The sequence below is a fragment of the Blautia sp. AF17-9LB genome, from assembly GCF_003479185.1.
GTDB lineage: Bacteria > Bacillota > Clostridia > Lachnospirales > Lachnospiraceae > Fusicatenibacter > Fusicatenibacter saccharivorans.
In genome coordinates, this window is record NZ_QUGU01000007.1 from 145,439 (window position 1) to 164,823 (window position 19,385).

Sequence of the window (19,385 nt, forward strand, 5' to 3'; positions counted from 1 at the left end):
TGCTGGTTTTATACGTTCAGATCACGCAGCAGATCCGCATACCAGCAGAACACATGGGCAATGCGGTACAGTTCGCTCTCCTTGGAGACGGTGCGCCACAGCTCTTTATAGCTGTGCAGCCACCGTTCGAGATCTCCGGCGAGTGCAAAACAGTCTTCTTTCTCCGGCAGAGTGCCCTCGGAAAGAAGGGAAGCGCGCAGGAACGGCAGCAGGCGGTTCAGCACTTTCAGGCCGTCTGCGGCGAGCAGGTACGCATAGATCATCGGACGGTTCTCCGGGCGGACGGTGCCGGCTTTCTCGTACAGAACGGCGCAGAGCGCGTCGATTGAAGCATTTGCTGCATCCGCATCGCCTTCCGCGCAGGAGCGGAGCAGTTCGGCAGCCTCTTCTTTGTCCTGATGCAGTTCGAGTGCTTCCTGTACCATAACGGCAGTGCGCCACGGATACGCATCCTGATGGCAGAGAAGATCGAGCACGGAAACGAGTTTTCCGGAAGCATCACCAAATTCCAGCACGGAAATCTGGCGGTTGATTTCCTCCTCCGGCAGAATGTCTGCATTCCAGGAGAACGCCGCGCCGTAGATCATGCCGATGCGGGAGAAGTCCGGGTGATTGATGTGGCCGTAATCGCCCCAGTCAGTGTTCAGAAGTCCCATCGCATGGCATTCGTGGCCGTAGCGCGCCATTCTGGAAATGTTTTCATACGCCTCATGATACTTGTTGATGAGCTGGTTCCATCCCTGTACGCCCGGGCACACATACAGATGCTCGGCACCGGAATTGGCAAGGCGGGTCAGACGCTCCGATGAAACATTTGACGCATAATCCCAGTGGAGGCAGATCAGGTTCTTCGGCAGGAGATGATAAACTTCCGGCTCCTGGCTGATGACATCACTCCAGAACATCGGCGTGCGGCCGGATTCAGTGATATAGTTGGCAAGCTCTGTCACAAACTCGGTGTAGATGACGGTGGTTCCCTTTTCCTCGGCGAGTGCGCGGGAAGCCCCTTTTCCAAGGTCAAACGTTTCATCCGCGCAGAGATTGAAATACTTCGAGGAGAAGAGCTGCATATATTCGGAAAGAATGTGTTTGGCAAGGGAGAGGCTCTCCGGGTTTGTGATATCGAGCGTATGGTGCGCCTGGCGGTCATAGAAGGAGAACGGAGCCGAAGCAGAGCCTTCCAGTTCGCACAGATGTGCATACGATTTCGTGCAGAGCAGCTTGTACAGATGGCCGAAGCTTGCAAGCGACGGAACGAGATCAATGCCAAGTCCCTTGCAGTAACGGTCCAGCTCGAGGATGTCCTCTGCAGTGAGCGGCGTATCGTCGCGCCACATCTCGGTCAGATCGTCGAAGAGATAGCTGTGCTCGATGTAGAGCTGAAGCTGATTGATTTTATAGAAGCTCAAGGTGTCGGCAAGCTGTTTCAGATAGGAAAGCGTCGGAACACGTCCGCGGGTCGCATCGTGGTAGAAGCCGCGGTTTTCCATGGCCGGTTTGTCGGAGATCAGGACGGTTGGAAGAACAGCACCTGCCTGGCGGATCATCTGACGGAGTGTCTGCACGCCGTAGAGAACGCCGCTTTCCAGAGATCCGCAGATCGTGATGTTTTCCGGTGTGACAGCGAGGGTATAAGCCTCACGGGATAATTCCGGAGAGGCAGTCAGATAGATCAGGTGTGATCCCACCGGCTGATGACGGCGGCAGATGGCAGGACGGAATCCCGTCTGTGTCTCAATCTCCTGCTGCAGAAGCTGTGCGGCAGAAAAAAGCTCAGCCGGGCTCTCGGAATCGAGAAAAATGCGGCTGTCATAGTGAATTGTAAAGGTGCCCTCTCCGTAGGAAAGGGAAGATGGCTGTGGTAAGAAAATCATAAAAACCCTCCTTAAAATAAAATGATTTTAGAGAACCCCATAACAGGTGTTTTTCATCCTGTCAAGTTTGGAATATTTTACCATGCGGTGAAATTAAAAACAATAAAATAAGAGAAAAAGAAAACACTTTCAACATTGCTTTTGGGATGAAAGAAAAAACAGAAACCAGTATGCATGGCACAGGGCGGATACGCATACATTGAATCGTGACCCCAAAAACGATCACAACAGGGAAAGGAGTCAGGCTCTTGTATGATTATGGATTGAGTGTGCTGTCCCATTACGGTCTTACGGCTTCCGGCACAATGCGGGTGCGGGGCGCTTTATTGTGCCACACCGAACAGGGGGATAAGCTGATCAGCGAGTTCGGGACGGCGGCAGAAAAACTGGAGCAGCGGTATCTTCTACAGTGCCGCATCACGGAGTCGGGGCTCCTGCGGTGCGATCAGATTCTGCGGAACGAAGATGGAGCGCTTGCAACGCGCGGGGACGACGGAGGAACGTACATTGTGCGGAACTGGTACCCGGGCCGGGAATGTGAGACGGGAAACAGTGAGGATCTTATCCGCGCCTCGGACGCGCTGGCGCGGCTACATACGGCAGCTCATCTGCCGGTGAAAATGGAATACCGGAGGGAATCCATCGTGGAGGAGTGCATCCGCCACAATGTGGAAATTCGAAAGATCCGAAAGTATTTGCAGACAAAAAAGAAGAAAAATGAGTTCGAAAAACTGCTGCTGGCAAGCGCCGGTCCGTATCTGGAACAGGGAGAGCGGGCGGCCGCGGAAATGAAAGCTTCTTCCTATGAAAAACTGCGGCAGCGGGCGGACGAAGAAGGCGCCGTCTGCCACGGGGAATTCAGCCAGCACAATATTCTGCTGGAAAACGGCAGAGGCGAAACGGCGGTCAATTTCGACAAGTGGAACTTCGATCTCCAGGTGGCAGATCTTGGCTATTTTATGCGGAAAATTCTGGAAAAACACGGCTGGAGCGAGCGCGCGGCAGAACGGATTTTAAACGCCTACAGCGCCAGACGGCCGCTCGATGAGGGGGAAATCGAGACACTCCGCCTCTATCTTTCCTATCCGTGGAAATACTGGAAACTGGCAAACCGCTACTACGGAAGCAGAAAATCGTGGATATCCGGGCGGAATACGGAGAAACTAAAAACACTCAATGCGCAGCAGGCAGACTGGCTGCGGTTTGTTAAGGGATCCTTCTTTTAGCCGTGCGGTGGAAAAGAGTCTGTTTTGGGCAGAAATCGCCATAAAACCGCTGGTATGGGGGACTTTTTTCTTGACAAGAGAGACGCATTAGTATATAAATATATACAGCTACGCGAAAAAGCCGGTCAACGTAACAGACTGATCATCCGGAAGAAAAACAGCCGGCAGGGCAGGTCGTGTGTATCAGCGGGCCCGCGTACCATGTAAAAAACAAATGTAAGATACAGGAGGAGTAAAACTCATGAACAAAACAGAATTAGTTGCAGCTATGGCTGAGCAGACAAATTTATCCAAAAAAGATGCAGAGGCTGCTTTAAAAGCATTTATCGATGTAGTATCTGAAGAATTAAAGAAAGGTGAGAAAGTTCAGCTGGTAGGCTTTGGTACCTTCGAAGTATCCGAAAGAGCAGCAAGAGAAGGAAGAAATCCGCAGACTGGCGAGACCATGGAAATCAAAGCTTCCAAAACTCCGAAATTCAAAGCAGGAAAAGCTTTAAAGGACATGATGAACTAAGTAAAAATCTATGCGCTTAGATAAATTTTTAAAAGTATCACGACTGATCAAGCGGCGTACCGTAGCCAATGAAGCCTGTGATGCAGGCCGTGTCCTCGTCAATGACAGACCGGCAAAAGCATCCGCACAGGTCAAGGCAGGAGATGTACTGGAAATTCAGTTCGGAAGTAAATCCGTCAGGGTAGAAGTGCTGAATGTGCAGGAAACCGTGAAAAAAGAAGAAGCACAGGAGCTTTACCGCTACTTATAAGAAGTGCGGCAGGATTCATGTGCAGCGAATAAAAAGAGAAAACCTTCATATAATGGGTGTATAGACCATTGTATGGAGGTTTTTTGCATGGGGGAGATGAACGAACAGGTGCACCGCCTTTTGCTGGAACAGCGGAAAACACTTTCTCTTGGCGGCGTGCAGGATGTGAAAAGCTTTGATGAGAACGAAGTTCTGCTCGTGACCGTCTGCGGTGTTCTTACCATCCGCGGAAAAGAGCTGCATGTGGGCCGCCTGGAGCTGGAAAAGGGAGAGGCGGATATCGAAGGCAGCATCGACAGCCTGGTCTATACGGAACATGGGCCGCTGCAGAAGAAGGGGTCTGCGCTTGCGCGGCTGTTCCGGTAAAAATGAGTGAGTATGTCACCCGGGAGCTGATTCTGCTCGCCTGTTCCATCTGGCAGGGGGCAGTCCTGGGGTTCTGGTACGATCTGATCAAGACAGCGCGGAAACTGATCCGCCACAGCCATGCGGCGGTATCAGCAGAGGACCTCTGCTACTGGATTGCGGCAGCGCTGTATCTGTTTGTACGGATTTACGGAGAGAACAGCGGCATTCTCCGCGGGTATCTGTTTGGCGGCATCCTTGGGGGCGCTGCATTGTACCACGCATCGTTTGGACGCTTTCTTCCGGAATTTCTGGCAAAGGGAATCAAAAAAGCAGGGCGAATCCTCGCTTTTCCAGGAAAATGGCTGGTAAAAAGTATGAAAAAACGGAGAAAAAGGTTGAAATTTCATGGGAAGAACGGTAAGATGTAACTACACATGTAAGAACAAAAGAAACAAGTCTGCGGACGAAAAACAACAGATAGTTTGGCTGCAGACGGTTGGAAAATAGAAAGCAAGGGTAAAGAAAAGAATGAAAGAAAGGGAAGAAAAGAATTCTGGCCGAAAGAAAAAAGTCAGAAAGAAGAGCCGTACAACAGAGTTCTCAATTACCGTAGTCCTGTGCTGCCTGGTTGCAGTCCTTACCGTAAAGGGAATCAGCCTTCAGCAGAAGGTCAATGCAAATGCATCCCGTCTTTCCAGTCTGGACAGCCAGATTGAAGAGGAGAAGCAGCGCACCGATGATATTACCGCCTTGAAAGAATACATGCAGACCGATGAGTACATAGAAAAAACGGCAAGAGAAAAACTTGGCATGGTAAAGGATAATGAGATTTTATTTAAAGAATCCCAGTCGAAATAAACAAAACAGATAAAGAAAGGGCATGATTTCGCAGTCCCCTTTGAAGTCCAGAACAAAGAGAGGAGGAGCGGAACATGCCGGAGTGGATCATTGCCATGTTCCTGATCGGCGCATTGCTGTCAGCAGGGGACATGGCTAAAATTTTTTTGGAAGCCAGAAGAAGCCGCCGGGAAGCGGCCGTCTATGACAATCATCCGCAGAAACTGCAGATGGAGCACTACGCCGATTCGTTCCGCGTTCTGGCAGAGAGCTTTTACCAGATGCCGTCAAAAAGTGTGATGCCGGAGACGGGCCGGGTGGACAAGATTCTGGAAAAAGAACAGCAGGAAGTCTGTAGCCGCTGTGCGAAGGCGTCGTGGTGCTGGGAGCAGTACGGAAACCTGACGCGCGAGCGGTGCCAGGAACTTCTTCAGACAATCGCCGACGGGGATGAGGACGAGATCAGCCGTGCAAAAGGCGAATGGAACGCCTCCTGCCTGAACGGCTCCCGCTTTCTGGAACTGTTCTGGAACCGCTACCAGCAGGAACGCCAGACGGCGCTCTGGTCGGGGCGTGTGGCGGAGAGCCGCCGCGTGGTGGCAGAACAGTTAAGTGAAGTCGCCGGGATTATGGACCGCGCCGCGTGTGATCTGTACAGCCTCAATAGTCTGCCGGACGAGCTCTCGGAAAAAATCTGCCGCCAGATGAAGAAAAACGGGGCTTTCGTCCAGAAAATCTGGCTCCAGGAGCGGCCGAAAGAGCATTTACAGATCTATATGACGGTCAAAGCGGGCCGTCACTGCCGGATCACGCTTCGCCAGACGGCGGAACTGATCGGTTCCCTGTGCGGAATCCCGATGGTTGCGGTACGCGACGGGGCACAGGTCTTAAGCGGAGAATACCAGACGGTGCTGTTTCAGGAGGATGTGAAATTCCAGGTTCTCTACGGTGTGGGACGCATCACCAAGGAGCAGGAGAGTATCTCCGGGGACAATTACAGTGTGCTCTGCGAAAACGGCCAGTTTGTCCTCTGCCTGTCGGACGGCATGGGTTCCGGGATCGAGGCAAACAGGGAGAGCGAGACGGTGGTGGAGCTGTTTGAACAGTTCCTGCGCGCCGGATTCCCGCGGATCATGGCGGCACGGATGATCAATTCGATGCTTCTGCTGCAGCCAAAGGAAGGGATGTTTTCCACGTTTGATGTTGCTTCGATTAATCTCTACACAGGCGTCTGCAGCTTTTTGAAAGGAGGTGCATCGCCGACGTTCCTTAGGCGGGATACGTGGGTGGAGGTTGTGGAGTCGACCAGTCTTGCCGCAGGTCTCGTTTCCCAGACGGATTTTGATACCACAACGAAAAAGCTGTACGACGGTGATTACCTTGTGATGATGACGGACGGAGTGCTGGACGCGCTGCCCGGGGACAGGACGGAGCAGATGAAGCAGCTTCTTCTCGAAGTGAAAAACAGCGAGCCGCGGGAATTTGCCCGGGAGCTTTTGGAACGCGTGCTGCGCCTCGGCGGCTGCCGCGCACGGGATGATATGACGGTTCTGGTCGCCAGAATCTGGAAAAAATAGGAGTAAAAACGAAGGATGCGAGAGAAAGTAAGAGCCTTTATGGAACAGTATCATATGGTAATGGCAGGCGAACGCGTGCTGCTCGGCCTTTCCGGCGGCGCGGATTCCGTCTGCCTGTTTCATCTGCTGCGGGAACTGCAGGAGCCGCTTGGCTTTTCGCTGCTGGCTGTCCACGTCAACCATAATCTGCGCGGCGCGGAAGCCGGGCGGGATGCGGCATTTGCAGAAAATCTGTGCCGGGAATATGATGTTCCGTTCTATCTCTATTCCTGTCCCGTGGAGAAGATCGCAAAAGAAAAGCATCTCTCGACGGAGGAGGCGGGACGCGCGGCGCGGCAGGAAGTTTTTGCAGCGTGCGCAAAGGAGCAGAGGGCAGTGAAAATTGCGCTCGCCCATCACCAGGATGACGTTGCGGAGACGATGCTGCATCACCTGGCACGGGGAACGTCGCTGGCCGGACTTGCCTCCTTACGCCCCGTGCGGGGGAATGTGATCCGTCCGCTTCTCTGCGTCGGACGAAAAGAGATCCGGCAGGAACTGGAAAGCCGTAAGTGTTCCTGGTGTGAGGACAGCACGAATGCAGAGGATGCTTACACGAGGAACGGAATCCGCCACCATGTGCTGCCGTATCTGACCGAAGAGGTCAATCCGCGTGCCGCCGCGCATATGGCACAGACATCGCTGGACCTGCTGGAAACGGAGGAATATCTGGAGCAGCAGACGGATCAGCTGATGGAGCGGTATGCATCCGCAGAGAAAAATGCGGTTGTGCTGCGTGATGCGGTGAGCAGCGAAGCGCCTCTTCTGCAGCGCTACGTGATCCGGCGCGTTCTGGAACAGCTGGCGGGAAAACGGAAGGATCTTACCAGGGAGCATCTGGAATCTGTGCGGGAACTTTTTGAAAAGCAGGTCGGAAAAAGTGTCTGCCTGCCGTATGGAATCACCGCCGTGCGCGGATACGAGACGCTCCGCCTGGAAAAGCAGGGAGTGCATTTAAAAGAAGAACGGAAAAGGAAAAGCGGCGAAGAAGTTCCAATTCCGGTTCCGGCCGGGTGGAAAGAGGAAAAAAGTCTCGCATTTGCAGAAAATCCAGTCACGATTGTGAAAAAAACATCGGTTTTTCCCGAAAGAATTGAAGAAAAAAAGTATACGAAATGCTTTGACTGTGATAAAATAAAAGACGGTCTTGTCCTCCGCACGAGAAGAAGCGGAGATTATCTGAGAGTAACCGCAAAAGGCGGGAAAAAGAAACTAAAAGATTATATGATTGATGCCAAGATACCGAAAGAGGAGCGGGATTCCATTCTGCTGCTCGCCGACGGACCGGAGATCTGGTGGGTCGTGGGGTATCGCAGAGGAGAGAGCGGCCGTGTCGGGGAAGACACGAAAGCAGTTCTGCAGATACAGATTGGCGTTGGTAAGGAGGAAAACAGATGAAAGAGACAATCAGAGTATTATTAAGCGAAGAAGAAGTAGACAGACGAATTAAAGAAGTAGCAGACCAGATCAACCGCGATTACGCAGGAAAGGAAGTGCACCTGATCTGCGTTTTAAAAGGCGGCGTATTCTTTATGTGCGAGCTGGCAAAACGCATCACAGTGCCGGTAAGCCTTGACTTTATGTCCGTATCAAGTTACGGCGATGACACCAAGTCCAGCGGAGTTGTCCGTATTGTAAAAGACCTGGATCAGCCGCTGGAAGGAAAAGACGTTCTGATCGTGGAGGATATCATCGATTCCGGAAGAACGCTTTACTATCTGATCGACATCCTGAAAAAGAGAAATCCGAAATCCGTACACCTGTGTACTCTGCTCGACAAGCCGGAGCGCAGAGTGCGCGATGTCAAAGTAGATTATACCTGCTTTGATATCCCGGACGAGTTCGTCGTAGGCTACGGTCTGGATTACGCACAGAAATATCGGAATCTTCCATACATCGGAGTAGTGGAGTTTCACGAAGACGAGGAGTAAAAAGAAAATATGAACAGACAGCGCAGTGGATTTGGACTCTACGCGGCGTTTATGGTGATTATCGTGCTTGCCATGTTCTATATCACCGGAAAAATCAGCGCAGGCAGCAGTCCAAGTCAGCAGAAATTTGAAACCGCCGTAAAAGACGGCAAAGTGACATCCGCGCAGATTGTCCAGAACAAAGAAGTGCCGACTGGCTCCGTCGTGGTACAGGAGCAGGGCGGTGACAGTTATACGGTCAATGTGACTGACGTAAACGCAGCTATCAGCCTTCTGGAGGATGCTGATGTAACGTACACCGTACAGAATGTCCAGAGAGACAGCATTTTCATGACGTCCGTCCTGCCGGCCCTGCTGCTCGGTATGATCCTTCTTTTCGGCATGTCGATGATGAACCGCTCCATGGGCGGCGGTGGAGGCGGCGGAAACAAAATGATGAATTTTGGAAAAAGCAACGCCCATATGTCCACCGACAAAGACAAAAAAGTCCTGTTCCGCGATGTTGCGGGCTTAAAAGAGGAAAAAGAAGACCTCGTTGAGGTGGTCGATTTCCTGAAAGCACCGGAGAAATATACACAGGTCGGCGCGAGAATCCCGAAAGGAGTTCTTCTTGTGGGCCCTCCTGGAACCGGTAAAACCCTTCTGGCGAAAGCTGTTGCAGGAGAGGCAGGCGTGCCGTTCTTCAGCATTTCCGGATCCGATTTCGTGGAAATGTTCGTCGGCGTCGGCGCTTCCCGTGTCCGCGACCTGTTTGAGGAAGGAAAAAAACATGCGCCGTGCATCATCTTCATCGATGAGATCGACGCCGTGGCAAGACGAAGAGGCACCGGTATGGGCGGCGGCCACGATGAGAGAGAGCAGACCTTAAACCAGCTTCTCGTTGAGATGGATGGTTTCGGCGTCAATGAGGGCATCATCGTGATGGCAGCGACGAACCGTGTCGATATCCTGGATCCGGCGATTCTCCGTCCGGGCCGTTTTGACCGCCGCGTGGTTGTAGGACCGCCGGATGTCATGGGCCGTGAGGAAATCCTGAAAGTCCATGCAAAGAACAAACCGCTGGCCGAGGATGTGGATCTGAAACAGATCGCGCAGACGACCGCAGGCTTCACCGGCGCAGAGCTGGAGAACCTGCTGAACGAGGCAGCAATCATGGCGGCAAAGGACCGCAGAAGATTTGTGCGCCAGGCCGATATCAAGTCTGCTTTCATCAAAGTGGGCATCGGTGCGGAGAAGCGCAGTAAAGTCATTTCGGATAAAGAAAAACGGATCACCGCATACCATGAGACAGGCCATGCGATCCTGTTCCATATGCTGCCGGATATGGAGGCGGTCTATACGATCTCCATTATCCCGACAGGTCCTGGCGCAGCGGGCTACACGATGCCGCAGCCGGAGAATGACGATATGTTCCAGACGAGAGGCAAAATGATGCAGTACATCACCGTATGCCTCGGCGGCCGTGTGGCAGAGGAGCTGATCTTCGACGATATCACAACGGGTGCATCCCAGGATATCAAACAGGCGACGGCAACCGCCCGTTCCATGATTACGAAGTACGGTATGTCTGAGAACCTCGGTCTTGTTGCATACGATTCCGACTCGGACGAGGTATTTATCGGTCGTGACTGGGGCCATACGAAGAGCTACAGCGAGAATGTAGCCGCAGCCATCGACGAGGAAGTCCGCCAGATGATCGAGAAATGCCACGATCAGGCGAAACAGATTATTCTGGAGCATTCCTATGTGCTGCATGAGTGTGCAAAGCAGCTGATGGAAAAAGAGAAGCTGAGCCGTGCTGAATTCGAAGCCATTTTTGAGCAGGAAGCACAGATGACAGGAACAGCACCGGAAGTTTCTGGAGAAATCTGATATCTTTTTATTTGCAATAGAAAACAAAAAAAGTTTTTTGCAGGTTTTTTTCTGCGATTTTACGGGCGTTTGTGCAAATTAAAACAGAAAATCCGAAACGCCGGAAAAATTCATCGTTATTTTGAATAAGAATCAAATGAAAAAAAATCGCGATTTGTGCAGACTTTTCGAGGGACGTATGGTACTATAATAACTGTAAAAACCCCCCAATACATTATATAGTTTTTGCTACACCCCATAAGAGAAATACCTTCTCCAAAAGAGCCAGCGTACCCCGCTGGCTCTTTTACTATATAAAAATCCAATAAACACAATCGTTACATGTGTTCAGAAAAAGGTTGTATTACATGGCAGTGTGGGGTAAAATATAAGGAATGAATGATTGAGAAAGACAGAGGCGTTAGTTCATGGATAAAACAAGAATGCAGCAGTATATGTCACAGATGCGGGCGATGTTCAACAAGCATGCGCTCTACAGCGATGAATCCCCGCAGTATCAGATTCCGTTTGAGCCGAACCCGGGCGACACGGTGAAGATCCGGTTCCGTACCCTGAAAAATAATGTAGATGCGGTTTATTTCATCAGCGGTTCCATCCGTGCACAGATGCAGGTCGGTTTGGTCCGGAACGGTTTTGATTATTACGAGATCGAGATTCCGGTCGGAAATGAGCCGATCCGCTATTTCTTTGAGATTCAGGCAGGCCGTGTTGTCTGTTATTACAACAAGCTCGGCGTGACAAGAGAGCTTCAGGAGATGTATTCGTTTGGTATTATTCCAGGTTTCCATACGCCGGACTGGGCGAAGGGCGCTGTCATGTATCAGATTTTTGTGGACCGCTTCTGCAACGGAGATCCGTCCAACGATGTGCTGACGGGAGAGTACAGCTACATCGGTGAGCAGGTCAACAAGGTGGATGACTGGAACCGCTTCCCGGAGCAGATGGATGTCCGCAATTTCTACGGCGGCGATCTGCAGGGCGTCATTGACAAGATGGATTATCTGCAGGATCTCGGTGTGCAGGTCATTTATCTGAATCCGGTGTTTGTTTCGCCGTCGAACCATAAGTATGATATTCAGGATTATGACTATATTGATCCGCATTTCGGAAAGATTGTCTCCGACGAAGGCGATCTGCTCTGGCCGGGCGACAAGGACAATACGCGGGCAACGCGGTATATTGACCGTGTGACGAACAAGGCGAACCTGGAGGCGAGCAATGAACTGTTTATCCACCTGGTGGAGGAGGCGCACAAGCGCGGCATGAAGGTGATTCTGGACGGCGTTTTCAACCACTGTGGTTCGTTTAACAAGTGGCTGGACCGCGAGCGGATTTATGAGGCCGGAAAGGGCTATGAGCCGGGCGCGTATGTGGCGCAGGACAGTCCGTATCACACGTTTTTTAAGTTTTATAATGAGCATAACTGGCCGTACAATGAGTTTTATGACGGCTGGTGGGGCCATGATACGCTGCCGAAGCTGAACTACGAGGGTTCGGAGAAGCTGATGGAGGATATTATGCGCATCGGCGCGAAGTGGGTTTCTCCGCCGTTTAATGCGGACGGCTGGCGGCTGGATGTGGCCGCTGACTTAGGACACAGCCCGGAGTTTAACCACAAGTTCTGGAAGGAGTTCCGGCGCGTTGTGAAGGAGGCGAATCCGGAGGCAATTATTCTGGCTGAGCACTACGGCGATGCGATGAGCTGGCTGCAGGGCGACGAGTGGGATACGGTGATGAACTATGATGCGTTTATGGAGCCGGTTTCCTGGTTCCTCACGGGTATGGAGAAGCACAGTGATGAGTTTAACCAGGGACTTCTCGGAAACAGTGAGAGTTTTATCGGGGCGATGACGTATCATATGCCGGCGTTTTATGCGCCTTCGCTGTATACGGCGATGAATGAGCTGGATAATCATGATCATTCGCGGTTCCTCACGAGAACGAATCATCGTGTGGGGCGTGTGGCGAATGTTGGGCCGTATGCGGCTGCGGAGAATACGAATAAGGCGGTGCTGCGCGAGGCGGTTGTGATTCAGATGACGTGGCCGGGGGCGCCGACGCTGTATTATGGGGATGAGGCCGGCCAGGTTGGGTTTACGGATCCGGATAACCGGAGGACGTATCCCTGGGGACAGGAGGATCAGGAGCTGATCCGATTCTATAAAGAAATGATTGCGGTGCATCGGAGATTTCCGGTGCTGGCGATGGGATCGCTGAAATTTTTGTGCCATGATTATAATGTGCTTTCTTATGGACGGTTTAATCAGGAGGAGCAGGTGATTGTGATAATTAATAACCGGAATGAGAGGGTGCATGTGGAGATTCCGGTGTGGCTTACCGGGATTAACCGGAGTTCGGTGGCGAAGCTGACGCAGGTGTTTGCGACGGATGCGGTGGGATTTTCTTCGGAGGAGAAAGAAATCGAGGCACCGGCGGGCATACTGGAGATGGATTTGCTGCCGCTTTCGGGGGTTGTGCTGCATCGGTGTGAAGAGTAAGGATTTGGGGGACGCCTCGCCGCCGCACACCCGGTGGTCTTGCGTGATGCGCAGGGCAGCGGTGGAAAAGCGGTGGAAAAACGTAGAAAAAACGGAGGTCTTTCGACAGGCACCGGCATTATTCGCCGGGAAATCTGATGATTTCCCAGCTCAGAATGCCTTGAAATCTGGTGTTGAGCACCAGATTTCAGTCTTTCGAAAGGCCTCCGTTTTTTCTGGTTTTTCCAACCCGCTTTTCCAATGTTGCCCTGCGCATCACGCAAGACCACCGGGCGCGCGGCGGCGAGGCTGGTAGTGGGAACGGGAGATGGGGCTGGATCCGCTGGGCGGATCGGTGTAAGATTGTTGGGGGAGAATGGAAAAAGAGCTCCGATTCGTATGAATCAGAGCTCTTAATCGTGCCGCAAACCGGGATCGAACCGGTACGGGTATCACTACCCACGGGATTTTAAGTCCCGGGCGTCTGCCAGTTCCGCCACTGCGGCATATGGACGGAGATGGATTCGAACCATCGAAGCAATTTGCAGCAGATTTACAGTCTGTCCCCTTTGGCCACTCGGGAATCCGTCCATGTATTTTGTTTTGTGTCAGAATGACTTCCGACATTGAATGATTATACTGGATGTGGAGGGAAAATGCAAGGGTTTTTTTGAAAAAAATAGAAAAAAGTTGAAAGGGGGGAGCAGGTCGGGTATAATATCAAATATAGGGGCTTCTATATTGAGTAAAAATGGAGGATATAGGGTAAGTATGATTAAGATTAAGGATTATGTCCGGGTGGGGTCGCTGGAGGAGGCGTATGAGCTGAATCAGAAGAGAAGCGCCTGTATCCTGGGTGGGATGCTCTGGACGAAGATGGGGCAGAGGCAGGTGCAGACGGCGATTGATTTGTCCGGGCTGGGACTGGATCAGATTGAAGAGTCCGAGGAGGAGTTTTCGATTGGATGTATGGTGACGCTGCGGCAGATGGAGGAGCATGAGGGGCTGAATGCTTATACCGACGGTGCGGCACGGGAGAGTGTGCGGAGTATTGTCGGAGTGCAGTTCCGGAATCTGGCTACGGTGGGAGGCAGTATTTTCGGCAGATTTGGATTTTCGGATGTGCTGACGCTGTTTCTGGCGCTGGATACGGAGGTGGAGCTGGTTCATGCGGGACGGATGCCGCTGGCGGAGTTTGCCTGTTCAAAGAGAGACAGGGATGTGCTGGTAAGGCTGATTGTGAAGAAGCATGAGGGTGTTACGGTTTATCAGAGTCATCGAAATTCCAGAACGGATTTCCCGGTGCTGACGTGTGCGGTGCGGGTGGAAGACGGAAAAGGATGTGCGGTGCTTGGGGCAAGACCGGCGAAGGCGGCACGTGTAGAGCTTCCGGCGGAGCTGGCGGAAAAGCTGGCGGCTGGAAAGGCATCTGCGGAGGAGCTGAAGGCGGCGGCTTCGGAGATTTCTGATCAGTTTACATATGGCAGTAATATGCGCGGAAGTGCAGAGTATCGTCATCATCTGGGACGGGTGCTGCTGCGCAGATGTATGGAAGAAATTCAGAAGAAGGAGGAGCAGTGATGAAGATTTCGATGATCTTAAATGGAAAGAAGACGGAAGCGGAGATCGATGCAGACATGCTCCTGATCGATTTTGTGAGAAGCCAGGGATGCTACAGTGTGAAGCGCGGCTGTGAGACGTCGAACTGCGGGCTGTGTACGGTTTTTCTGGAGGGAAAACCGGTGCTGTCGTGTTCGGTGCTTGCGGCGCGGGCGAATGGATGTAAGGTGGATACGCTGGAAGGCCTGCAGGAGGAAGCAGAAGAATTTGGTTCCTTTATTGCCGGACAGGGCGCCGAGCAGTGCGGGTTCTGCAATCCGGGGATGATTATGAATGCGATTGCGCTGTTCCGGGAAAATCCGGATCCGAGTGAGGAAGAAATTAAAGAATATCTGGCGGGAAATCTCTGCCGCTGTTCCGGATATGAAGGACAGCTTCGGGGAATTTTGAATTTCCTTGCCTGGAAAAAGCAGCAGGGAGGTGCGTCATGAGCAGAGAAAATCATATCTATGAACCGGACTGGTCGGGAAGAACCGATCAGCTCTGCAGTGTGAATAAGCCGGTGATCAAAAAGGATGCCCTCGCGCTGGTAACCGGAAAGCCGGTTTATGTAGATGATCTGGCGCCGAAGGATTGTCTGATTGTCAAGGTACTGCGGAGTCCGCATGCCAATGCAATCGTAAAATCCGTGAAAAAGACGGCAGCAGAGCGTGTTCCGGGCATTGAGGCGATTTATACCTGGGAGGATGTGCCGAAACAGCGTTTTACAATGGCAGGACAGACTTACCCGGAACCAAGCCCGTATGACCGTCTGATCCTCGATCAGCATGTGCGCTACGTGGGAGATCCGGTGGCGATTATTGCCGGAAAAGATGAAAAATGCGTGGACCGTGCGCGGAAGCTCCTGAAAGTAGAGTACGAAGTGCTTCCGGCCATTCTGGATTTTCATCAGTCCAAGGATAATGAACTGCTGGTGCATCCGGAGGAAAGCTGGAAATCGCTCTGTCCGGTCGGTGCGGACAATCAGAGAAATCTCTGTGCAAGTGCGGAAGATCACAACGGAGATGTGGAAGCCGTGCTCGCAGAGTGCGATGAGGTCGTAGAGCATACGTATCATGTACGCGCAGCCCAGCAGGCGATGATGGAGACGTTCCGGACATACTGCTTTATGGATACCTACGGACGGCTGAATGTGCTGAGCTCGACCCAGATCGTTTACCATGCGCGCCGCATTCTGTCCAATGCACTCGGCATTCCGAAATCGAAGATCCGTGTTTCCAAGCCGAGAATCGGCGGCGGATTCGGAGCGAAGCAGACGGTGGTTGCCGAAATTTTCCCGGCGTTTGTAACCTGGAAAACCGGAAAACCGTCGAAAATGATCTTTACGAGAGAAGAGTCCCAGACAGCATCCACACCGCGCCATGAGATGGAAGTAACGATCCGCCTCGGTGCGATGAAGGACGGAAGAATCCGTGCGATCGATCTGTATACACTTTCCAACACGGGTGCATACGGCGAGCATGGACCGACAACGGTCGGCCTTTCCGGCCACAAATCAATTCCGATGTATGGATCTCTTGAGGCTTACCGGTTTGCGTATGATGTTGTGTATTCCAACGTAATGTCAGCCGGTGCTTACCGCGGATACGGTGCGACGCAGGGTATCTTTGCTGTAGAATCTGCTGTCAGTGAGATGGCAGCGCGTCTTGGCATCGATCCGATCCGGATCCGGGAGCAGAACATGGTCCGTGAGGGACAGTTCATGCCGGCTTACTATGGCGAAACGGCAAACAGCTGTGCGCTTGACCAGTGCGTGGAGCGTGCGAAAGAGATGATCGGCTGGGATGAGAAATATCCGTGCCGTGATATGGGAAATGGAAAGGTGCGCAGCGTCGGCATTGCGATGGCGATGCAGGGCTCCTGTATTTCCAATCTCGATGTCGGATCGGCAACGATCAAAGTCAACGACGACGGCGGCTACACGATGCTGATCGCAGCGGCCGATATGGGAACCGGCTGCGATACGATTCTGTCCCAGATGGCGGCAGAGTGTCTGGAGTGTGATGTGGATGACATTACCGTTGTCGGCGCAGATACCGATACGTCCCCGTATGACTCCGGTTCCTATGCATCGAGTACGACGTATATTACCGGAAAAGCGGTGGAAAAAGCCTGCATGACGCTTCGGAAACGAATCTGTGCCCTGGCGGCAGAGCGGATGAACGTGCCGGAAGATGAGACAGAATTTACCGGTACCGGCGTCGTGCATGAAAAGAGCGGAAGCAGCATGACGATGGAAGAAATCGCAACAGCGGCCATGTGCAATAACGGAATCGCGCTGGAAGCGACGGAAAGCAACTGCTCACCGGTATCGCCGCCGCCTTATATGGCTGGTGCGGTCGAGATCGAGCTGGATAAAGAGACCGGCGAGGTCAAGATTCTCGATTATGCCGCCGTTGTCGACTGCGGAACCGTCATCAACCCGAACCTTGCGCGCGTACAGGTCGAGGGCGGTCTGGTGCAGGGCATCGGCATGACGCTGTTTGAAAGTATCCAGTACACGGACAAGGGTCAGATGATCAATAATTCGTTTATGCAGTATAAATTGCCGACCCGCCTCGATATGGGCAAGCTGCGCGTCGAGTTTCGGAGCAGCTACGAGCCGACTGGTCCGTTCGGTGCAAAATCGATCGGCGAGATCGTCATCAACACACCGGCTCCGGCGCTGGCACATGCAATCTACAATGCGACGGGTCTGTGGTTCCGCGAACTGCCGATCACGAGCGAGCAGATTGCAATGGGAATTGCGGAAAAAGAATGCGAGTAACGATACTTTATCTGGCAGCCGGGAACAGCAGACGGTTCGGGGAAAATAAGCTGCTCTATCCGCTGGATGGAAAGGCGGTGTACCGCCATCTGCTGGACCGGCTGGCCCAAATTGCCGGAAGGCATGAGAACTGGGAACTGCTGGTTGTGACGCAGTATGAAAGGATTCTGGAGGAGCTTGCGCCGCTGGTAAAAGCCGGGCGTCTGCAGACGGTGTTTTCGCCGGACAGCGAAAAAGGAATTTCCTATACAATCCGCGCGGGAATCGAGGCGGCGGAGAAGCAAAATGCCGATGCCTGTGCGTGTTTTGCGGCGGATCAGCCGTACCTGAAGGAAGAGACGGCGGAGCGCTTTCTGGAATCCATGGAGATGCAGAAGGCTCCACTTGGCTGCGTTTTCTGCGGCGGCGAGAGCGGCAATCCGGTGTGGTTCTCAAAACCTTATTTTTCAGAACTAAAAGAACTTTCCGGCGACCGAGGCGGGAAAAAGGTGCTGAAACGGCACTGGGAATCGGTAATTCCGTTCCGGGTCGAAGCCGCGTGGGAATTAAAGGATCTGGACCGGAAAGAGGATCTCTGATGCAGAGACACCGGCGGCTGCCATGAATAAAATTTGAGACAGTGCGAAATTTGATGGATTTGGACTTGCATTTCCAGTGAGAAGTAAGTACAATGGGTATAATAAAAATTCGGGAGGCTTCAAAAAAATGCAGTTATTGGAAGACAGAATCCGCAAAGACGGAAAAGTACGCGAGGGAAATGTCCTGAAGGTGGACAGCTTTTTAAATCATCAGATGGACGTCAATCTGTTCCGGGAAATCGGAAAAGAGTTTCAGCGTCGTTTTGCGGGAGAGGAGATCACGAAAATCCTGACCATCGAGGCATCTGGAATCGGAATTGCCTGTGTTGTGGCTGAAATTTTTAATGTTCCGGTTGTGTTTGCAAAGAAAACACAGACCAAAAATATCGCCGGAGATGTTTATACCACAAAAGTAGAATCTTTCACCCATGGAAGAGTTTATGATATCATTGTTTCCAAAGAATTTCTGGGAAAAGGAGACAAAGTTCTCCTGATCGATGATTTCCTGGCAAACGGAAAAGCGCTGGAAGGACTGGCAACCCTGGTACAGGATTCCGGTGCAGAGCTCGTAGGAGCAGGCGTTGTCATCGAAAAAGGGTTCCAGATCGGAGGAAAACTGCTGCGTGACCGCGGCATTCATCTGGAATCTCTTGCCATCGTCGATGGTATGGATGATAAAACCGGGGAAATTACCTTCCGGAAACAGTAAGGAGGCGTCAAAATGGCAAATCTGATTGCAAGAATTGCCGTTCTTCTGGTTCTGGCGGCCGCAGGAATGGTGCTGGCCGACAGAAAAGAAAAAATTGATCTCAGTGTGTCACTGCTGCTGTTTCTGGCGGCAGTCAATGTGACCTCTTTTTTCAGCCTGAAAGATAACAGGATTGTAGTTGTCATGATTCTGACGGTATATTTTCTGTTGTACGCAGGCGCAAAAGAGCTGCTGCGGAGACGGGCAGAGAAAAAAAGAAAATGAATGCAAACCGAACATCCGGCTGCGAGCACCCATGCAAAAGTGCCGGCCGGATGTTTTTGAATTTTTCTGTAAATTCAAAAAGCCCTCCGGGCAGGATCGCGCTGCAGAGCGATATTGCAGAAGAACTCCATATGGAAGGGGATGCCGCAAGAATCCACCAGCTCGTTTCTCTTCTTGTGGATAACGCCGTTAAATACACTCCGGAGGGTGGAAAAATCCACATTTTCTGGCGAAAAAACGGCAAAAAAGCAGAATTTTCGGTGCAGAATACCTGCGATATCCTGCCGGAAGGTGATCTCAACCGCCTCTTTGACCGCTTCTACCGTGCGGATGTGTCGCGGGCCAGGGAAAGCGGCGGCTATGGAATCGGCCTTTCTGTGGCAGCTGCAATTGTAAAGGCATATAAGGGAAAAATCACCGCAAAGCGGACACGAGATGGCATCTGTTTTAAAGCAGTCTTTCCGGCAAAAGGATGAAAGAAACAAAATTCCGGAAAAATGGA

The 19,385-nt window shown here is 52.0% G+C and carries 19 protein-coding genes and 2 tRNA genes; 18 read left to right on the plus strand and 3 right to left on the minus strand.

What is annotated here, in order from left to right:
• Positions 1–8: 8 nt before the first annotated feature.
• Positions 9–1,874: a beta-N-acetylhexosaminidase gene (locus tag DWX00_RS09430; RefSeq protein WP_118595107.1), complete on the minus strand. Its 1,866-nt coding sequence runs from the start codon at positions 1,872–1,874 to the stop codon at positions 9–11.
• A 248-nt stretch (positions 1,875–2,122) separates the two neighbouring features.
• On the opposite strand from DWX00_RS09430, the gene DWX00_RS09435 reads away from it, so the two are divergent.
• From DWX00_RS09435 to DWX00_RS09485, 11 genes are all read left to right on the plus strand, one after another.
• Complete coding sequence (locus tag DWX00_RS09435) at positions 2,123–3,100, plus strand: CotS family spore coat protein (RefSeq protein ID WP_118595108.1); 978 nt, start codon at positions 2,123–2,125, stop codon at positions 3,098–3,100.
• Positions 3,101–3,341: 241 nt separating this feature from the next.
• On the plus strand, positions 3,342–3,614 hold the full coding sequence (locus tag DWX00_RS09440) for an HU family DNA-binding protein (protein ID WP_022462103.1): 273 nt from the start codon (positions 3,342–3,344) through the stop codon (positions 3,612–3,614).
• Positions 3,615–3,624: 10 nt separating this feature from the next.
• Positions 3,625–3,864: an RNA-binding S4 domain-containing protein gene (locus DWX00_RS09445; protein WP_022462104.1), complete on the plus strand. Its 240-nt coding sequence runs from the start codon at positions 3,625–3,627 to the stop codon at positions 3,862–3,864.
• 87 nt (positions 3,865–3,951) lie between these two features.
• Positions 3,952–4,230 (plus strand): sporulation protein YabP, encoded by a 279-nt coding sequence (gene yabP, locus DWX00_RS09450; RefSeq protein ID WP_022462105.1) that lies wholly within the window; start codon positions 3,952–3,954, stop codon positions 4,228–4,230.
• 2 nt (positions 4,231–4,232) lie between these two features.
• Positions 4,233–4,640 (plus strand): spore cortex biosynthesis protein YabQ, encoded by a 408-nt coding sequence (yabQ, locus tag DWX00_RS09455; protein WP_118595109.1) that lies wholly within the window; start codon positions 4,233–4,235, stop codon positions 4,638–4,640.
• A 100-nt stretch (positions 4,641–4,740) separates the two neighbouring features.
• Positions 4,741–5,070: an FtsB family cell division protein gene (locus DWX00_RS09460; protein WP_022462107.1), complete on the plus strand. Its 330-nt coding sequence runs from the start codon at positions 4,741–4,743 to the stop codon at positions 5,068–5,070.
• Between the two features lie 74 nt (positions 5,071–5,144).
• Positions 5,145–6,626 carry a SpoIIE family protein phosphatase gene (locus tag DWX00_RS09465; protein ID WP_055218705.1) on the plus strand — a complete coding sequence of 494 codons (1,482 nt, stop codon included), beginning with the start codon at positions 5,145–5,147 and terminating at the stop codon, positions 6,624–6,626.
• 15 nt (positions 6,627–6,641) lie between these two features.
• Positions 6,642–8,063 (plus strand): tRNA lysidine(34) synthetase TilS, encoded by a 1,422-nt coding sequence (tilS, locus tag DWX00_RS09470; RefSeq protein WP_118595110.1) that lies wholly within the window; start codon positions 6,642–6,644, stop codon positions 8,061–8,063.
• Complete coding sequence (gene hpt, locus DWX00_RS09475) at positions 8,060–8,596, plus strand: hypoxanthine phosphoribosyltransferase (protein WP_117801456.1); 537 nt, start codon at positions 8,060–8,062, stop codon at positions 8,594–8,596. Before tilS ends, hpt begins: the two co-directional genes overlap by 4 nt.
• Positions 8,597–8,605: 9 nt before the next feature.
• Complete coding sequence (gene ftsH / locus DWX00_RS09480) at positions 8,606–10,468, plus strand: ATP-dependent zinc metalloprotease FtsH (RefSeq protein ID WP_117509464.1); 1,863 nt, start codon at positions 8,606–8,608, stop codon at positions 10,466–10,468.
• A gap of 407 nt (positions 10,469–10,875) precedes the next feature.
• The gene (locus tag DWX00_RS09485) at positions 10,876–12,966 is read left to right on the plus strand and encodes an alpha-glycosidase (protein WP_118595111.1); all 2,091 of its coding nucleotides are present in this window, start codon (positions 10,876–10,878) and stop codon (positions 12,964–12,966) included.
• Between the two features lie 399 nt (positions 12,967–13,365).
• Here DWX00_RS09485 and DWX00_RS09490 read toward each other — a convergent pair.
• Both DWX00_RS09490 and DWX00_RS09495 read right to left on the minus strand, forming a co-directional pair.
• Positions 13,366–13,451 (minus strand) — tRNA-Leu (locus DWX00_RS09490).
• Positions 13,452–13,454: 3 nt separating this feature from the next.
• A tRNA-Tyr gene (locus DWX00_RS09495) sits at positions 13,455–13,536 on the minus strand.
• A 180-nt stretch (positions 13,537–13,716) separates the two neighbouring features.
• On the opposite strand from DWX00_RS09495, the gene DWX00_RS09500 reads away from it, so the two are divergent.
• The 7 genes from DWX00_RS09500 to DWX00_RS09530 all read left to right on the plus strand — a co-directional run bounded on the left by DWX00_RS09500 (position 13,717) and on the right by DWX00_RS09530 (position 19,359).
• On the plus strand, positions 13,717–14,526 hold the full coding sequence (locus tag DWX00_RS09500) for an FAD binding domain-containing protein (protein ID WP_022462113.1): 810 nt from the start codon (positions 13,717–13,719) through the stop codon (positions 14,524–14,526).
• Entirely contained in the window at positions 14,526–14,996 is a 471-nt protein-coding gene (locus DWX00_RS09505) for a (2Fe-2S)-binding protein (RefSeq protein ID WP_022462114.1), read from the plus strand. Before DWX00_RS09500 ends, DWX00_RS09505 begins: the two co-directional genes overlap by 1 nt.
• Complete coding sequence (locus DWX00_RS09510; RefSeq protein WP_082424894.1) at positions 14,993–17,332, plus strand: xanthine dehydrogenase family protein molybdopterin-binding subunit; 2,340 nt, start codon at positions 14,993–14,995, stop codon at positions 17,330–17,332. Before DWX00_RS09505 ends, DWX00_RS09510 begins: the two co-directional genes overlap by 4 nt.
• The gene (locus tag DWX00_RS09515; protein WP_118595112.1) at positions 17,323–17,910 is read left to right on the plus strand and encodes a nucleotidyltransferase family protein; all 588 of its coding nucleotides are present in this window, start codon (positions 17,323–17,325) and stop codon (positions 17,908–17,910) included. The genes DWX00_RS09510 and DWX00_RS09515 overlap by 10 nt, the downstream gene beginning before the upstream one ends.
• Before the next feature lie 127 nt (positions 17,911–18,037).
• Positions 18,038–18,619, plus strand: a complete 582-nt coding sequence (locus DWX00_RS09520) for a xanthine phosphoribosyltransferase (protein WP_055218716.1) — start codon at positions 18,038–18,040, stop codon at positions 18,617–18,619.
• Between the two features lie 12 nt (positions 18,620–18,631).
• Positions 18,632–18,883: a hypothetical protein gene (locus DWX00_RS09525; protein WP_022462118.1), complete on the plus strand. Its 252-nt coding sequence runs from the start codon at positions 18,632–18,634 to the stop codon at positions 18,881–18,883.
• Positions 18,880–19,359, plus strand: a complete 480-nt coding sequence (locus tag DWX00_RS09530) for a sensor histidine kinase (protein WP_118595113.1) — start codon at positions 18,880–18,882, stop codon at positions 19,357–19,359. Before DWX00_RS09525 ends, DWX00_RS09530 begins: the two co-directional genes overlap by 4 nt.
• Positions 19,360–19,385 lie beyond the last annotated feature (26 nt).

Excerpts from the sequence above, each read along its gene's own strand:
- DWX00_RS09430 (WP_118595107.1), bottom strand. The coding sequence starts at position 1,874 with ATGATTTTCTTACCACAGCCATCTTCCCTTTCCTACGGAGAGGGCACC.
- DWX00_RS09515 (WP_118595112.1), top strand. The coding sequence starts at position 17,323 with ATGCGAGTAACGATACTTTATCTGGCAGCCGGGAACAGCAGACGGTTC.
- DWX00_RS09440 (WP_022462103.1), top strand. The coding sequence starts at position 3,342 with ATGAACAAAACAGAATTAGTTGCAGCTATGGCTGAGCAGACAAATTTA.
- yabQ (WP_118595109.1), top strand. The coding sequence starts at position 4,233 with ATGAGTGAGTATGTCACCCGGGAGCTGATTCTGCTCGCCTGTTCCATC.
- tilS (WP_118595110.1), top strand. The coding sequence starts at position 6,642 with ATGCGAGAGAAAGTAAGAGCCTTTATGGAACAGTATCATATGGTAATG.
- DWX00_RS09530 (WP_118595113.1), top strand. The coding sequence starts at position 18,880 with ATGAATGCAAACCGAACATCCGGCTGCGAGCACCCATGCAAAAGTGCC.
- DWX00_RS09445 (WP_022462104.1), top strand. The coding sequence starts at position 3,625 with ATGCGCTTAGATAAATTTTTAAAAGTATCACGACTGATCAAGCGGCGT.
- DWX00_RS09465 (WP_055218705.1), top strand. The coding sequence starts at position 5,145 with ATGCCGGAGTGGATCATTGCCATGTTCCTGATCGGCGCATTGCTGTCA.
- DWX00_RS09505 (WP_022462114.1), top strand. The coding sequence starts at position 14,526 with ATGAAGATTTCGATGATCTTAAATGGAAAGAAGACGGAAGCGGAGATC.
- DWX00_RS09460 (WP_022462107.1), top strand. The coding sequence starts at position 4,741 with ATGAAAGAAAGGGAAGAAAAGAATTCTGGCCGAAAGAAAAAAGTCAGA.
- ftsH (WP_117509464.1), top strand. The coding sequence starts at position 8,606 with ATGAACAGACAGCGCAGTGGATTTGGACTCTACGCGGCGTTTATGGTG.
- DWX00_RS09500 (WP_022462113.1), top strand. The coding sequence starts at position 13,717 with ATGATTAAGATTAAGGATTATGTCCGGGTGGGGTCGCTGGAGGAGGCG.
- DWX00_RS09520 (WP_055218716.1), top strand. The coding sequence starts at position 18,038 with ATGCAGTTATTGGAAGACAGAATCCGCAAAGACGGAAAAGTACGCGAG.
- DWX00_RS09510 (WP_082424894.1), top strand. The coding sequence starts at position 14,993 with ATGAGCAGAGAAAATCATATCTATGAACCGGACTGGTCGGGAAGAACC.
- yabP (WP_022462105.1), top strand. The coding sequence starts at position 3,952 with ATGGGGGAGATGAACGAACAGGTGCACCGCCTTTTGCTGGAACAGCGG.
- DWX00_RS09485 (WP_118595111.1), top strand. The coding sequence starts at position 10,876 with ATGGATAAAACAAGAATGCAGCAGTATATGTCACAGATGCGGGCGATG.
- hpt (WP_117801456.1), top strand. The coding sequence starts at position 8,060 with ATGAAAGAGACAATCAGAGTATTATTAAGCGAAGAAGAAGTAGACAGA.
- DWX00_RS09525 (WP_022462118.1), top strand. The coding sequence starts at position 18,632 with ATGGCAAATCTGATTGCAAGAATTGCCGTTCTTCTGGTTCTGGCGGCC.